Origin of the sequence: Streptomyces luteolus, from assembly GCF_029968015.1 — a bacterium.
GTDB classification, from domain to species: domain Bacteria; phylum Actinomycetota; class Actinomycetes; order Streptomycetales; family Streptomycetaceae; genus Streptomyces; species Streptomyces luteolus.
The window spans coordinates 55187-69797 of record NZ_JASCIS010000035.1 but is presented as its reverse complement, the minus strand read 5'-3'; the positions used below and the strand labels follow the sequence as shown (position 1 = coordinate 69797).

General features: G+C 69.2%; 11 protein-coding genes and 1 pseudogene. 10 read left to right on the top strand and 2 right to left on the bottom strand.

The features are described 5' to 3' along the window. The first annotated feature begins 1 nt into the window (after window position 1). The 6 genes and pseudogenes from QIT00_RS28080 (at window position 2) to QIT00_RS28050 (ending at window position 8284) form a co-directional block, all read left to right on the top strand. Complete coding sequence (locus QIT00_RS28080) at window positions 2-913, top strand: carbohydrate ABC transporter permease (RefSeq protein ID WP_282538210.1); 912 nt, start codon at window positions 2-4, stop codon at window positions 911-913. Then, complete coding sequence (locus tag QIT00_RS28075; protein WP_282538209.1) at window positions 910-1758, top strand: carbohydrate ABC transporter permease; 849 nt, start codon at window positions 910-912, stop codon at window positions 1756-1758. The genes QIT00_RS28080 and QIT00_RS28075 overlap by 4 nt, the downstream gene beginning before the upstream one ends. Before the next feature lie 108 nt (window positions 1759-1866). After that, window positions 1867-3129, top strand: a complete 1263-nt coding sequence (locus tag QIT00_RS28070; RefSeq protein WP_282538208.1) for a glycoside hydrolase 5 family protein — start codon at window positions 1867-1869, stop codon at window positions 3127-3129. A 29-nt stretch (window positions 3130-3158) separates the two neighbouring features. Then, window positions 3159-3464 (top strand): annotated as a pseudogene (locus QIT00_RS28065) (endo-beta-N-acetylglucosaminidase); the annotation flags it as partial. A gap of 155 nt (window positions 3465-3619) precedes the next feature. Beyond that, entirely contained in the window at window positions 3620-4873 is a 1254-nt protein-coding gene (locus tag QIT00_RS28060) for an RNA-guided endonuclease InsQ/TnpB family protein (protein WP_282538207.1), read from the top strand. Between the two features lie 393 nt (window positions 4874-5266). Continuing rightward, entirely contained in the window at window positions 5267-8284 is a 3018-nt protein-coding gene (locus QIT00_RS28050) for an alpha-mannosidase (RefSeq protein ID WP_282538206.1), read from the top strand. 146 nt (window positions 8285-8430) lie between these two features. Here QIT00_RS28050 and QIT00_RS28045 read toward each other — a convergent pair whose 3' ends face one another. After that, complete coding sequence (locus QIT00_RS28045) at window positions 8431-9831, bottom strand: sensor histidine kinase (RefSeq protein ID WP_282538205.1); 1401 nt, start codon at window positions 9829-9831, stop codon at window positions 8431-8433. A 7-nt stretch (window positions 9832-9838) separates the two neighbouring features. Beyond that, window positions 9839-10564, bottom strand: a complete 726-nt coding sequence (locus tag QIT00_RS28040) for a response regulator transcription factor (protein WP_282538204.1) — start codon at window positions 10562-10564, stop codon at window positions 9839-9841. Window positions 10565-10867: 303 nt separating this feature from the next. On the opposite strand from QIT00_RS28040, the gene QIT00_RS28035 reads away from it, so the two are divergent. The 4 genes from QIT00_RS28035 to QIT00_RS28020 all read left to right on the top strand — a co-directional run bounded on the left by QIT00_RS28035 (window position 10868) and on the right by QIT00_RS28020 (window position 14495). After that, window positions 10868-11644: an amino acid ABC transporter ATP-binding protein gene (locus QIT00_RS28035; protein ID WP_282538203.1), complete on the top strand. Its 777-nt coding sequence runs from the start codon at window positions 10868-10870 to the stop codon at window positions 11642-11644. A gap of 178 nt (window positions 11645-11822) precedes the next feature. Beyond that, window positions 11823-12743 (top strand): glutamate ABC transporter substrate-binding protein, encoded by a 921-nt coding sequence (locus QIT00_RS28030; protein ID WP_282538202.1) that lies wholly within the window; start codon window positions 11823-11825, stop codon window positions 12741-12743. A gap of 166 nt (window positions 12744-12909) precedes the next feature. Then, window positions 12910-13557, top strand: coding sequence for an amino acid ABC transporter permease (locus QIT00_RS28025; RefSeq protein WP_282538201.1), 648 nt, complete (start codon window positions 12910-12912; stop codon window positions 13555-13557). Next, entirely contained in the window at window positions 13554-14495 is a 942-nt protein-coding gene (locus QIT00_RS28020) for an amino acid ABC transporter permease (RefSeq protein WP_282538200.1), read from the top strand. Before QIT00_RS28025 ends, QIT00_RS28020 begins: the two co-directional genes overlap by 4 nt. Window positions 14496-14611: the final 116 nt, after the last annotated feature.

Genomic DNA, 14611 nt, shown 5'->3' with positions numbered 1-14611 from the left:
GATGAGCCGCCGCATCCGTACCCACCTCCCCTCCAGCCGCCGCATCCGTACCCATCTCCCCTCCAGCCCCTGGCTGTTCCTCGGTCCCGGCCTGCTGATCGTCGGCGGGTTCAGCCTGTACCCGTTCGTCTCAACGGTGATCAACTCCTTCACCGACAAGCGCACGCTGATCGACGGGCAGTACGTGGGCGGCGCCAACTACCAGGAGCTGGTCCACGACGACATGTTCTGGACCGGGCTGCGCAATAGTGTCCTGTACGTCCTGGGCGCCGTGCCGCTGCTCGTGATCCTGCCGCTGCTGCTCGCACTCCTGGTGCAGCGGCACCTGCCCGGCATTACGTTCTTCCGTTCGGCGTTCTACACGCCCGTGGTCGCGTCCGTGGTGGTCGTCGGCCTGATCTGGGTGTGGATGCTCGACGACCGCGGCCTGGTCAACTCCGTGCTCGGGGCGCTCGGTCTCGGCACGGTGTCCTTCCTCAGCGACCAGTGGCTGCTGCTGCTCAGCGCGATGCTGGTGACGGTCTGGAAGGGCCTCGGCTACTACATGATCATTTACTTGGCGGCGCTCGCCAACGTGCCCCGCGAGCTGCACGAGGCCTGCGCCGTGGACGGCGCCGGAGCCGTGCGCCGGTTCTTTACCGTGACCGTCCCGGCGGTCCGCTCGACGATGGTCCTGGTCGCCGCGCTGTCCTCGGTCAACGCCTTCAAGGTCTTCTCCGAGGTGTATCTGCTCGCCGGTCCCGGCGGCGGGCCCGGCGGCGCGGACACCACGCTCGTGATGCTGGTGCAGCAGGTCGGCACGGGCCTCAGCGGCCGGGTCGGCTACGCCTCGGCGCTCTCGGTGGTGGTCTTCGTGATCACCCTCGGCCTGATGCTCCTTGTGCTGCGCGCCAACCGCAGGGAGGACGCATGAACCAGCGGCAGAGCGGACGCCGGTTGCCCGTAGGGCAGTTGGTACTGCGGTACGCACTGCTGCTCGCGGTGTTCGCGCTGATGGTCGGCCCGTTCCTGTGGCAGCTGTCGACCTCCCTGAAGGGCCCGACGGAGGACATCTACAGCTACCCGCCGAAGCTGCTCCCGGGCGACCCGACGCTCGACAACTACGCCAAGGTCGCGGACCTCATCCCCGTCTGGGACTTCGCCCTGAACTCCCTGAAGGTGGCCACGGCCAACGTCCTCACCAACTGCGCGGGCGCCGCACTGGCCGGATACGCCCTGGCCAGGGTGCGCTTCCGGGGCCGCAAGGCCGCCCTGGTCGTATTCGTGATGGCGATGCTGGTGCCCGTCGAGTCGATCATCATCGCCCAGTTCATGACGATGCGGGAGCTGCAGCTCAACAACACCCTGGTCGGTGTGGTGCTGCCCGCCTGCATCGGCGCGATGAACGTGCTGCTGATGCGGAACGCCTTCGCCAACCTGCCGTACGAGGTCGAGGAGGCCGCGTACGTGGACGGGGCCAACGCCTGGCAGCGGTTCTGGCGGATCGCGCTGCCCTCGGTGAAGGGCACGCTCGCGGTCGTCGCGATCTTCGCGTTCATGGGCGCCTGGGACGACTTCCTGTGGCCGCTGATCGTGCTGAGCGACCAGTCCAACTTCACCCTCACCATCGGCCTGAACTATCTGCACGGCACGTTCGCGCACGACCAGCGCCTGGTCGCGGCCGGGACCATCATCGCCGTACTCCCGCTGATCGTGATGTTCGCCTGCTTGCAGAGGTTCTTTTTCCGGGGGGTCGGTGAGGGGGCGGTCAAGGGGTAGGCCGCTCGGCGATTTCAGCGCACCGTCGTCCACCGCACCGTCGATCGCCCTTCGGGCTCGTCCTCAAACGCCGGACGGGCTGAGATGTCACCCCCCGATAGGACCTGAATGCCGCACCCTGCCACCGCCCAAAAGCTCCGCTTCGGCGCCAACTACACCCCCACGCAAGGCTGGTTCCACCACTGGCTCGACTTCGACCTCGATGCCGTACGGGCCGACCTCGACTCGATCGCGCAGCTCGGGCTCGACCACATCAGGGTCTTCCCGCTGTGGCCGCTGTTCCAGCCGAACCGCACCCTGATCCGCCCCCGCGCCGTCGAGCAGCTGGTCGCCCTGGCCGACGCGGCCGCCGAGCGCGGGCTCGACGTGAACGTCGACGGGCTCCAGGGCCACCTGTCCAGCTTCGACTTCCTGCCCGCGTGGACCCGGACCTGGCACCGCCGGAACCTGTTCACCGACCCGGACGTCGTCGCCGGGCAGGAGGCGTACCTGCGCACCCTGGCCGCCGCGCTCGCCGACCGGCCGAACTTCCTCGGCATGACCGTCGGCAACGAGGTCAACCAGTTCTCGTACGACCCGCACCCGGATCCTGACCGCATCTCCCCCGAGCAGGCGGCGCGTTGGCTGGAGCGGATGCTGGCCGCCTGCGAGGCCGGGGCGCCCGGCAGGCTGCATCTGCACGCCGAGTACGACGCCGCCTGGTACCAGGACGGGCACCCCTTCACGCCCGCGCAGGCCGCCCGGCTCGGCGGCGCGACCGCCGTGCACTCCTGGGTGTTCAACGGCACGGCGCAGCGGCACGGCCGCACCGGCACGGCCACCGAGCACCATGCCGCGTACCTGATCGAGCTGGCCCGTGCCTGGCACACCGACCCGCACAGGCCGGTGTGGCTGCAGGAGGTCGGGGCGCCCGCGCCGCACATCCCCGCCGAGCACGCCGCGCGCTTCACCGAGGCGACGGTCGCGAACGCCCTGGACTGCGCGCATGTGTGGGGTGTCACCTGGTGGTGCTCGCACGACGTCTCGCGCGGCCTTGCCGACTTCCCCGAACTGGAGTACTCCCTGGGCCTGTTGACGGTCGACCGGGCCGTGAAACCCGCGGGCAAGGCCATCGCGGGCATCGTCGAGGAGTGGCGCGGCCGCGAACACCGGCCGGCTCCCCGTACGACCGCGCTGGTCCTGGACACCGATCCGGTGACCGCTCCGGACCGCTCGGTGTGCGCGCCCGGCGGTGCGTTCTTCGAGGCCTGGGCCGCGCTCACCGCGCAGGGCGTACGGCCCGCCGTGGTCCTCGCCGCGTACGCGCACGACAAGGAACACCTGGCCGCGCGCGGGATCACCGCGACGGTCACGCCCGAAGAGGTCGTCTGAACCCTCCCCCCACCGAGGAGCCCCCAGCCATGACCGGCAACCACCCCACCCGCCGCACCGTCGTCCTGACCTCGGCCGCCGCTGCCGCCGCGCTGCTCACGCCCGCGACCCGGGCGACGGCCGAGACGGGACGGGCCGCCGACGACCTGCAGCCGTACGCGTCCTACTGGTTCCCCGACTCGCTCCCGTCCGGCAGCCCGGGCGAGGGCGCCGTCTGGCGCTCCCTGCTCGACTGGACACCGGAGGGCGACGCGGACCTGGCCTTCAACCGCTCGACGGTGCCGCTCGCGGAACGCTTCACACCCGTGCCGGTGAACGCCTCGGCGCGAGCGGGGGCGCCCCCGACAGATCCGGCGAGGGGGGAGCCGGTGAAGCCTCGAACGGTCGAGTGATCGCAATGGTTCGAACGTGCTTGCTCACACAGAGAGCCGTTTCGGCCGAGTGTGATCTTTCGCGCGAGAGTACGCGGCAGGCCCGTACGGTGATCGGCATGCAGCTTCGGTACCAGTTCCGCGTCTGTCCGACGCCCGGTCAGCGCATCCGCGCGGCCAGGGTGTTCGGGTGCAGGCGTGTGGTCTGGAACGACGCGTTGTCACGGATCAAGCCGGTCAAGGCATCGAACAAGCTACTCGGCAACCCGAAGAAGCGGCTGGCTCACGGCCCATACCGGTTGGTGCCGAAGCACCCGAACCTGGCCAAGACGCTGATCACCGAGGCGAAGAAGACTCCCGAGCGGGCGTTCCTCATCGATGCGCCGGTCGGTGTGATGCAGCAGACCCTCCGGGATCTGGACGCAGCGTGGAAGGCGCATGAGGACTCCAAGACCGGTAGGCGCAAGGGGCCGAAGGTCGCCCCGCCGAAGTTCAAGTCCCGCAAGGACAACCAGCAGGCTGCCCGGTTCACCCGCTCCGACCGCTGGTCGATCACCGAGACAAGCAAGCTGAGGTTGCCAAAAATCGGCGACCTCAAAGTGAAATGGACCCGTGACCTGCCCTCTGCCCCCAGCTCGGTGACACTGATCAAGGACCGTTCCGGCCGGTACTGGGCGAGCTTCGTCGTGGAGACCGACCCCGCCGCCGACATCCTTCCGCCCACGGACGGAGACCAGGGCATCGACCTGGGCCTTACCCGGTTCGCCGTCCTCGCCGACGGCTCGCACATCGCCTCCCCGAAGTACCTGCGCCGTGCGGAGAAGAAGCTGAAGAAGCGGCAGCGGGAGCTGTCGCGGAAGAAGAAGGGCAGCAGCAACCGGGACAAGGCCCGGATCAAGGTCGCCCGCGCACACGCCAACGTGGCGGATGCGCGCCGCAACTTCCACCACCAGTGGACTCACAAGCTGACGCGCGAGAACCAAGCCGTCTTCACTGAGACCCTGAACGTGCGTGGACTAGCGCGTACCCGGCTCGCCAAGAGCGTGCACGACGCGGGCTGGGCGCAGTTCGTGATGTTCTGCGAGTACAAGACGATCCGGCGCGGACGAGACTTCGCCAAGGTCGACCGGCACTTCCCGTCGTCCCAGATCTGCTCCGCCTGCGGACACCTCGACGGACCCAAACCACTCCACATCCGGCAGTGGTCGTGCCCGAACTGCGACACCCTGCATGACCGCGACTGGAACGCGGGCAAGAACGTCCGCAATGAAGGCCGCCGCATCCTCGCGGCCTCTGCGACAGCACCATCCACCCCAGGACCTGGGGCCCGACGCCGGCAACGGCAACGGCAAACGCCTGTGGAGCGCACGTAAGACCAGGCAGCAGCCCGGCAGCGCGCACAAACCCCACACCACGTGGGAAGGAACCAGGAACCCACCCGAGTGGGTGCCCCTCACCTACGAGGACCACCCACAGACGGAGAATCCACGCCCTCCAGGGCGACGGAGGAGGTCAATACGAGCTGCACCGCGTCCTGCCCGACGGCGCCCGCCGCTTCCTCACCGGCACCTGCGCGCGGGCCGCGTACGTGCGAGGACTGAAGGCCGAGCAGGGCGAGCGGGCGGTGCGGTTCGAACTGCGGGCGGTGGGAGAGCTGTTCACCACCTCGGAGGCGGTTGCGGTGGCCCACCCCTGGTAACCCCTCCTCGTACAGCCACGACACCGAGCGAGTACGCCGAACAGAGCCGAACAGATACGGAGCCCCCATGCATGACGACCGCGCCCTCGTAGAGGCCCGCCTCAAGCGTGTGCTCGACGAGCGCATCCGCCCCGCCGTGTACCCCGAGTCGGTGCCGCTCGCGGTCGAGGCCTGGGTCGCGCCGGGCGAGCCGGTGCCGGTGGCCGAGGGCCTGGCCGCCTCGCACACGCCGATCGAGGTCGGTACGCGGTGGGGGGCGCCGTGGGCGACGACCTGGTTCAAGGTGACCGGCGAGGTGCCCGCCGAGTGGGCCGGGAAGACCGTGGAGGCGGTGCTCGACCTGGGCTTCGACGAGCGGATGCCGGGCTTCCAGTGCGAGGCGCTCGTCTACACGCCGGACGGCGAGCCCCTCAAGGCGGTCAACCCGCGCAATCAGTGGGTGCGGGTGGGCGACCCCGTCGCGGGTGGGGAGCGCGTCGAATGGCGCCTGGAGGCGGCGTCCAACCCGGTGATCCTCGGCGACAACCCGTTCCGGCCCACCGACCTGGGCGACAAGGAGACGGCGGGCGACGAGCCGTGCTACGTCCTGACGCGGATGGACCTCGCGGTCTTCGACCGGGACGTGTGGGAGCTGATCCAGGACCTGGAGGTCGTCGGCGAGCTGATGCACGAGCTGCCGGTCGAGAGCGGCCGCCGCTGGGAGCTGCTGCGCGCGGTCGGCCGCTGCCTGGACGCGGTGGACCTTCAGGACGTGGGCGGTTCGGCGGTCGCGGCCCGTGCCCACCTGGCGCAGGTCCTCCAGGCCCCCGCCGACGCCTCCGCACACCGGCTCAGCGCGGTCGGGCACGCGCACATCGACTCGGCGTGGCTGTGGCCGCTGCGCGAGACGGTCCGCAAGGTGGCGCGTACCACGTCCAACATGACCAACCTCCTGGAGAGCGAGGACGAGTTCGTCTTCGCCATGTCCCAGGCCCAGCAGTTCGCCTGGATCAAGGAGCACCGCCCGGAGGTCTACGCGAAGGTCAAGAAGGCGGTCGCCGAGGGCCGCTTCGTACCGTCCGGTGGCATGTGGGTGGAGTCGGACACCAACATGCCGGGCTCGGAGGCGATGGCGCGGCAGTTCGTGCACGGGAAGCGGTTCTTCATCGAGGAGTTCGGCGTCGAGAACGAGGAGGCCTGGCTGCCGGACACCTTCGGCTTCGCGGCCGGTCTGCCGCAGATCATCAAGGCCGCCGGTTCCAAGTGGCTGCTGACGCAGAAGATCTCCTGGTCGCAGATCAACAAGTTCCCGCACCACACCTTCCAGTGGGAGGGCATCGACGGCACCCGGATCTTCACGCACTTCCCGCCGATCGACACGTACAACTGCTCGATGAAGGGCAGCGAGATCGCCCACGCGGCACGGAACTTCAAGGACAAGGGCGTCGCCCGGCACTCGCTCGCGCCGACCGGCTGGGGCGACGGCGGTGGCGGCGCGACCCGCGAGATGATCGCGAAGTCCCGCCGGATGAGGTCCCTTGAGGGCTCGGCGACGGTCGAGTGGGAGAAGCCCGCCGAGTTCTTCCGCAAGGCCGAGGCGGAGTACCCGGAGCCGCCGGTCTGGGTCGGCGAGCTGTACCTGGAGCTGCACCGCGCCACCCTCACCAGCCAGGCGAAGACCAAGCAGGGCAACCGCCGCAGCGAGCACCTGCTGCGCGAGGCGGAACTCTGGTCGGCGACGGCGGCCGTCCGCACCGGTTTCGCCTATCCCTACGAGCAGTTGGACCGGCTGTGGAAGACGGTGTTGTTGCACCAGTTCCATGACATCCTGCCCGGCTCGTCGATCGCCTGGGTGCACCGCGAGGCGGAGAAGACGTACGCGGCGGTGGCCGAGGAGCTGACCGGGATCGTCGAGGCGGCGCAGCGCGCGCTGGCCGGGGACGGCGACACGGAGCTGGTCTTCAACGCGGCGGCGCACCCGCGCGGCGGAGTGCCCGCGGGCGCGGCGGGCCCGTACGAGGAGTCCGGCTGGGTCGCGGTGACGCCCCGCCCGGACGGCGGTCACATCCTGGACAACGGCCTGCTCCGGGTGGAGGTCGACGAGCGCGGCCTGGTCGTCTCGGCGTACGACATCGCGGCGGACCGTGAGACGGTCGCTCCGGGCGAGGCGGCCAACCTGCTGCAGATCCACCCGGACTTCCCGAACATGTGGGACGCCTGGGACGTCGACGCGTTCTACCGCAATGTGGTCACGGACCTCACGCAGGTCGACTCCCTCACGGTGGAGGGGAGTTCGGTCACGGTGACGCGTAGTTTCGGCGACAGCCGCGTACGGCAGACGCTGTCTCTGCCTCCTCGCGCGAAGCGCCTCGACATCGACACCGAGGTCGACTGGCACGAGACGGAGAAGTTCCTCAAGGCGGCCTTCCCGCTCGATGTGCACGCGGAGCGGTACGCGGCGGAGACGCAGTTCGGGCACCTGTACCGCCCCACGCACACCAACACCAGCTGGGAGGCCGCCAAGTTCGAGGCGTGCAACCACCGCTTCGTGCACGTGGCGGAGCCGCACTGGGGCGTGGGCCTGGTCACCGACTCGACGTACGGCCACGACGTGACCCGCACGGTCCGTCCCGACGCGACGGGCAACCCCGGTACAACGACGACCGTCCGCCTCTCCCTCCTGCGCGCCCCGCGCTTCCCCGACCCGCAGACCGACCAGGGCGTCCACCGCTTCGGCTACGCGCTCGCCCCGGGCGCGACGATCACGGACGCGGTGCGCGAGGGGTACGCGATCAACGTGCCGGAACGGCGGGTACTCGGCTCCGGGCCGGTCGCTCCGCTGGTGTCGGTGGACCTCGACTCGGTCGTCGTCAGCGCGGTCAAGCTGGCGGATGACGGGTCGGGGGATGTGGTGGTGCGGTGCTACGAGGCGGGCGGTGGGCGCGCCCGCGCCTCCCTGAAGCTCGGGTTCGAGCCGGGGTCTGTGGTGGGGACGGACCTGCTGGAGCGCCCCTTGGAGGGCGGCCCGTCGTACGAGCTGGACGGGGGTGAAGTCGCCCTGAGCCTGCGCCCGTTCGAACTGGTGACGCTGCGTTTCACCCGCTGATTTTCCCCTCCCCGCCCCTTCCCGAACTGGGGCTCCGCCCCAGACCCCGCTCCTCAATCGCCGGAGGGGCTGATTTTTCAGCCCCTCCGGCGATTGAGGAGGCCCGTCCGGCGAGGACTTTCGGGAAGGGGCGGGGAGGGGAAAGATCAGCCGGACGTGCGCGGCACCGTGACCGTCACCCGCAGCCCCCGCGGCTCATTGGGTGCGTACCCGATGGACCCCCCGCCCGCCGCCAGCAGGGCACGAGTGATCGACAACCCGAGCCCCGACCCCTTCACATTCTGGTGCCGCCCACTCCGCCAGAACCGATCCCCGATCCGCTCCAGCTCGTCCTCCGTGAGCCCGGGCCCGCCATCGGCGACGACGATCGTCGCGGAGGAGCCGTTGGACGCGACGGTCACCGTCACCGACTCCCCCGCCGGAGTGAACTTCAGCGCGTTGTCGACCACCGCGTCCAGTGCGCTGGAGAGCGCGACCGGGTCGGCCCACGCGGTCGCCGCCGCCAGGCCCGCGCAGCGCAGCTCCACCTCCCGGTCCTGCGCCAACGGCCGCCACGCGTCGACGCGTTCGGCCGCCAGCTCCCCGATGTCCGTGAGCCGCAGATCCGCGGGCGCGTGCTCGGCGAGGGCCAGGTCGAGGAGGTCGTCCAGGACCTGCGCGAGCCGCTTGCCCTCGGTGCGTACGGACGCGATCTCCTCGTTGTCGTCCGGGAGTTCGAGCGCGAGCAGCTCGATGCGCAGGAGCAGCGCCGCCAGCGGATTGCGCAGCTGGTGCGAGGCGTCCGCGACGAATGCCCGCTGCTGTTCGAGCACGTCCTCCACATGGTCGGCCATCTCGTTGAACGACCGTGCCAGGCGCCGCAGTTCGGGCGGGCCGCCCGCCGCCGCGACCCGGGACTTCAGGCGTCCGGTGGCGATGTCGTGTGTCGTCGCGTCGAGTACGCGTACCGGTTTCAGGACCCAGCCGGTCAGCCGCAGCGCCGCGCCGATCGCGAGCAGCATCGCCGCCGCCTCGCCCGCACCGATCAGCCACCAGCCGTGCAGCGTCTCGGACCGCATCTTCTCCGTGGGCGAGTCGGTGACGACGACGGCGACGACGTCACCGTCCCGGATCACCGAGGATGCCACGTACAAGCGGCGGTCCTGCCAGGGCCAGACCTGCTTCGGGTCGTGGCTGCCGCGCCCGGCCCGCGCCTCCCGGAACGCCTCGTCGCCCTCGCCGTCCTCCGGCACCTGGAAGTTGTCCGCGCTGGCCATGACGTCGCCGTTCCGGTAGAAGACGCCTGCCCTGATGCCGTACACGTCGTGGTAGCGGACGAGCTGCTTCTCCAGCGTGGCGAGCCGCTCGTCCTTCTGCAGGCGCCGCGAGCCGGACGGGCGCTCCGTGACGTACTGCGCGAGTCCGGCGAACCGGGCGGTGTCGTCGATGCGGTCGATGACCACCTTCTGCTGCTGCGCCGCGGCGAGGCTGACCGCGAGCGGAAAGCCGAGCGCGAGCAGCACACCCGCCATGAGGACGATGAGCAGCGGGAGGAGACGGGTCCGCACCGAACGCCTAGCCCTGGGCGGGGGCGACGAGGCGGTAGCCGACTCCGCGCACCGTCTCGATCAGCGCGGGGCTGCGCAGCTTGGAGCGGAGCGAGGCGACATGGACCTCAAGAGTCCGGCCCGTCCCCTCCCAACTCGTGCGCCACACCTCGCTGATGATCTGCTCCCGGCGGAACACCACACCAGGCCGCTGCGCGAGCAGCGCGAGCAGGTCGAACTCCTTGCGGGTCAGCTGGACGCTCTGCCCGGCCACGCTCACCTGCCGGGTGGGCAGTTCGATGCGTACGGGACCGAGGCTGAGGGAGTCGTCCGCGGGCCCGGCGGCCTCCTCGGGCACGGTGCGCCGGCTGACGGCGTGGATCCGGGCCAGCAACTCGCCGGTGTCGTACGGCTTGACCACATAGTCGTCGGCGCCGAGGTTCAGGCCGTGTATGCGGCTGCGGACGTCGGCGCGGGCGGTCACCATGATCACGGGGGTGGCGGTGCGCTTGCGGATCTTGCCGCAGACCTCGTAGCCGTCCTGGTCGGGCAGGCCCAGGTCCAACAGCACCACCCCGAAGCCAGATTTGGCGGATTTGTCGGATTTGGCGGGATCGTTCGTATCGGGCGGGAGCAGCGCCCGCAGCGCCTCCTCGCCGTTGCGCGCGTGCACGACCTCGAAGCCGTGCCGGGCGAGCACCGCCGAGAGCGCGGCGGCGACATGGTTGTCGTCCTCGACGAGCAACAGCCTCATTCCGGCTCCCTTCGGTTCATCGGCCGGTCGGTCGGCACGGGCAGTCTGGGCGCGCACGCGGTCTGCGCGCGCACGCGAGGCGCACCAAGGCAGTCACGCCGATGGATGAGGACGGCGTCAAGAGCCTTCGGGTCACGGCCGGGTTCCGTTATGCAGCCGGTACGGAGCCGGGACGCCCTGTTCACACGGAGTGTCCGGTTGCGGCCGGATCGTTATGCTCAATTTCCCCTCAGATGTAATGACGCTGGTCGTACGGCATTACTACTGTCCTCCCCAACCGAGGAGGATGGAGCCAGAACCCCCATGGCCGAAGTATCAGTGACCAAGGACGCCGCGCCCGCGGCGGACGAGCTGGTCGCGCTGAAGAACGTCAACAAGCACTTCGGCGCGCTGCACGTGCTCCAGGACATCGACCTGACCATCGACCGCGGCGAGGTCGTCGTCGTGATCGGTCCGTCCGGATCCGGCAAGTCCACGCTGTGCCGTGCGATCAACCGGCTGGAGACCGTCGAGTCGGGCAGCATCACCATCGACGGCAAGCCGCTCCCCCAGGAGGGCAAGGAGCTGGCCAGGCTGCGCGCCGATGTCGGCATGGTCTTCCAGTCCTTCAACCTCTTCGCGCACAAGACGGTGCTCGAGAACGTGATGCTGGGCCAGGTCAAGGTCCGCAAGGTGGAGAAGGCCGCGGCCGAGGAGAAGGCGCGCGCCCTGCTCGACCGCGTCGGTGTCGGCACGCAGGCCGACAAGTACCCGGCGCAGCTCTCCGGCGGCCAGCAGCAGCGCGTCGCCATCGCCCGTGCCCTGGCGATGGACCCGAAGGTCATGCTCTTCGACGAGCCGACCTCGGCGCTCGACCCGGAGATGATCAACGAGGTGCTCGAGGTGATGCAGCAGCTCGCCCGGGACGGCATGACGATGGTCGTGGTCACGCACGAGATGGGCTTCGCCCGCTCCGCCGCGAACCGCGTGGTCTTCATGGCCGACGGCCGGATCGTCGAACAGGCCACCCCCGACGAGTTCTTCAGCAACCCGCGCAGCGACCGGGCCAAGGACTTCCTGTCGAAGATCCTGCACCACTGACCGACCCGCGGCGCCGGGGTTCCAGGCCCCGGACGCCCGCAGACGTCCCTGCGCCGGGCTCCTCCTTCAAGGACTCCCCCTCAAAGGGCCCCCTTCAAGGGCCCCCTTCAAGGGCTTCTCCCTGAAGGACTCCCGCCCGCACACGTCTCAGCACCTGACGACACGAAGGATGTGCACCATGAAGCTCCGCAAAACCGCAGCCACCGCGGCCGTCGTGGCCGCCCTCGCCCTGACGGCCACCGCGTGCGGCGGCAAGCAGGGCTCCGCCGGCGACAAGCCGAAGGGCCCGGACACCTCGGACACCAAGTCCCTCTCGTACGAGGTGAACAAGGACGCCAAGGTCGACTCCCCGGTGTTCGAGGCGGCCAAGAAGCGCGGCAAGCTGATCATCGGCGCCAAGGCCGACCAGCCGTACCTCGGCTTCGAGGACCAGTCGACCAAGGAGCGCTCCGGCTTCGACATCGAGATCGCCAAGATGATCGCGGCGGACCTCGGCTTCTCCCCGAAGCAGATCGAGTGGAAGACGGTCGACTCCGGCGCCCGCGAGACCACCGTCGCCAAGGGCGACGTCGACCTGATGATCGGCACGTACACGATCAACGACGAGCGCAAGAAGCAGGTCGACTTCGTCGGCCCGTACTTCCAGGCCGGCGCCTCCCTCCTGGTCCGCAAGGACGAGAAGGACATCAAGGGCCCCGAGACCGTGCGCGGCAAGAAGGTCTGCTCGATCGTCGGCTCCACGCCGCTGCAGAACATCAAGAAGCCGAAGTACGGCGCCAAGGTGACCGAGCTGTCCAAGTACTCCGAGTGCGTGGCCCAGCTCCTGCAGAAGCAGGTCGACGCCGTCACCACCGACGACGCGATCCTGATGGGCTACGCCGCGCAGAACGAGGGCAAGCTCAAGGTCGTCGGTGAGACGTTCTCGGACGAGCCGTACGGCGTCGGCCTGAAGAAGGGCGACAAGGCGCTGCAGAAGGCCGTCGCGGACGCCCTCACCGCGCACATCGACAACGGCGACTACAAGAAGGCCTTCGAGGCCACCCTCGGCAAGTCCGGCTCCGAGTACAAGGACCCGCCGGCCTTCACCGACCCGAAGTAATGCTGCCCGCCCCGCTCCGTACGCACCCCAGGGCGCGGCGGGGCGGGGCGATCCATGTGCGCCTCGCTGCCGGAGCCGTCCCTGTTCATGTCCGTGATCCCATCCCCGGACACCAGGGCCCCGTCGCGAAGACCTGCGACCGTCGCGAACCCCTCGCGGAGAATTCATGAACGTACTGCTCGACAACCTGTCGCTGTTCCGCGAGGGGTTCATCGGGACCCTGGAGTTGACCGGGGCCAGCGCCCTGGTGGCGATGGTGCTCGGCGTGATCATCGCCGGGTTCCGGGTCTCGCCCGTGCCGCCGCTGCGGATATTCGGGACCCTCTGGGTCACCCTGCTCCGGAACACCCCGCTCACGCTGCTGTTCCTCGTGGCGTTCTTCGTGGTGCCGAAGGTCCTCTTCCCTGACCTCGACTCCTTCCTGCTCGCCGTCTGCGCCTGCGGTTTCTACACCTCCGCGTTCGTGGCCGAGGCGGTGCGCTCCGGCATCAACACGGTGCCGCTCGGCCAGGCCGAGGCCGCCCGCTCCATCGGCATGACCTTCACGCAGACCATGCGCATGATCGTGCTCCCGCAGGCCACCCGCACCGTGGTGCCGCCGCTTTCGAGCATCTTCATCGCGCTCACGAAGAACACCGCGATCGCCGGTGCCTTCAACAACGTCGACCTGTTCAACGTCTCCAAGACCCTGAGCAACGACGGCTACGACATCGCGGTGATCTTCCTCTGGATCACCCTCGCGTATCTGATCGTCACGTACGCCATCAACGGTCTCTTCCGGCTGTTGGAGCACCGCCTGGAGGTCGCCCGATGAGCGCGAGCGTTCTCTTCGACGCCCCCGGCCCCAAGGCCCGGGTCCGCAACATCATCTACACCGTCATCGGCAGCGCCGCACTGCTCGGCGGCATCGCCTGGGTGATCCTGCGCCTCAACGAGAAGGGCGAGTTCGACCCCGCCCTGTGGGACATCTTCAACTACGCGGGCATCCGCCAGAACATCCTCGAAGCGCTGCTCGCCACCCTCCAGGTGTTCGCGCTTGCCGGTGTCTTCTCACTGGTCTTCGCGGTCGTCCTGTGTGTGGCGCGGCTCTCCGACCACAAGCCGGTGCGGTGGGTCGCGGTCGTCTTCATCGACCTCTTCCGCTCGATCCCGCTGCTGATCACGATCTTCGCCCTGTGGGTCGGCATCCTCGGCACGATGTCCCCGTTCTGGGCCCTCGTCGTCGGCCTGACGATCTACAACGGCTGCGTCCAGGCGGAGGTGCTGCGCGCCGGCGTCAACGCCGTACCGAAGGGCCAGAAGGAAGCGGCGTACGCGATCGGCCTGCGCAAGTCCCAGGTCATGACGCTGGTGCTGTTCCCGCAGGCGATCCGCTCGATGCTGCCGACGATCATCAGCCAGCTCGTGGTGACCCTCAAGGACACCTCGCTCGGCTTCATGATCCTCTACCCGGAGCTGCTGCACTCGGCCCGCCTGATCGCCAACAACACGCCCGTCAACGGCGTTTACCCGTTCGTCCAGACGGTCGCCGTCTTCGGTGCGATCTACATCGGGCTCTGCCTGGTGCTGTCGTGGCTGGCGACGTGGATCGAGAAGCGGGGGCGGCGGGCGAAGACGGGGATCAAGACCGGCAAGGCCGTCGAGCCCGTCGCGGCCGAGGTGGGCAAGGCTCACGGGACGACGAACCTGATGGCCTCCGACCCGCGCGGCGAGACGATCGTCACCGACACCCCTTCCGACGGGGCCAACTGACGAACCGTCGGTTGTTTGACTCTCACGGAGGCAGCGGCGTCACGTCGCTGCCTCCGTCACTTGACGCAAGCACCGGCAATAGGTTGCATACGTTCTGTGATCGCGCACCCCGCTCC

Bases quoted from the DNA above. Each gene is read 5' to 3' on its own strand.
- QIT00_RS28080 (WP_282538210.1), top strand. From the start codon at position 2: ATGAGCCGCCGCATCCGTACCCACCTCCCCTCCAGCCGCCGCATCCGT.
- QIT00_RS28075 (WP_282538209.1), top strand. From the start codon at position 910: ATGAACCAGCGGCAGAGCGGACGCCGGTTGCCCGTAGGGCAGTTGGTA.
- QIT00_RS28070 (WP_282538208.1), top strand. From the start codon at position 1,867: ATGCCGCACCCTGCCACCGCCCAAAAGCTCCGCTTCGGCGCCAACTAC.
- QIT00_RS28060 (WP_282538207.1), top strand. From the start codon at position 3,620: ATGCAGCTTCGGTACCAGTTCCGCGTCTGTCCGACGCCCGGTCAGCGC.
- QIT00_RS28050 (WP_282538206.1), top strand. From the start codon at position 5,267: ATGCATGACGACCGCGCCCTCGTAGAGGCCCGCCTCAAGCGTGTGCTC.
- QIT00_RS28040 (WP_282538204.1), bottom strand. From the start codon at position 10,564: ATGAGGCTGTTGCTCGTCGAGGACGACAACCATGTCGCCGCCGCGCTC.
- QIT00_RS28035 (WP_282538203.1), top strand. From the start codon at position 10,868: ATGGCCGAAGTATCAGTGACCAAGGACGCCGCGCCCGCGGCGGACGAG.
- QIT00_RS28030 (WP_282538202.1), top strand. From the start codon at position 11,823: ATGAAGCTCCGCAAAACCGCAGCCACCGCGGCCGTCGTGGCCGCCCTC.
- QIT00_RS28025 (WP_282538201.1), top strand. From the start codon at position 12,910: ATGAACGTACTGCTCGACAACCTGTCGCTGTTCCGCGAGGGGTTCATC.
- QIT00_RS28020 (WP_282538200.1), top strand. From the start codon at position 13,554: ATGAGCGCGAGCGTTCTCTTCGACGCCCCCGGCCCCAAGGCCCGGGTC.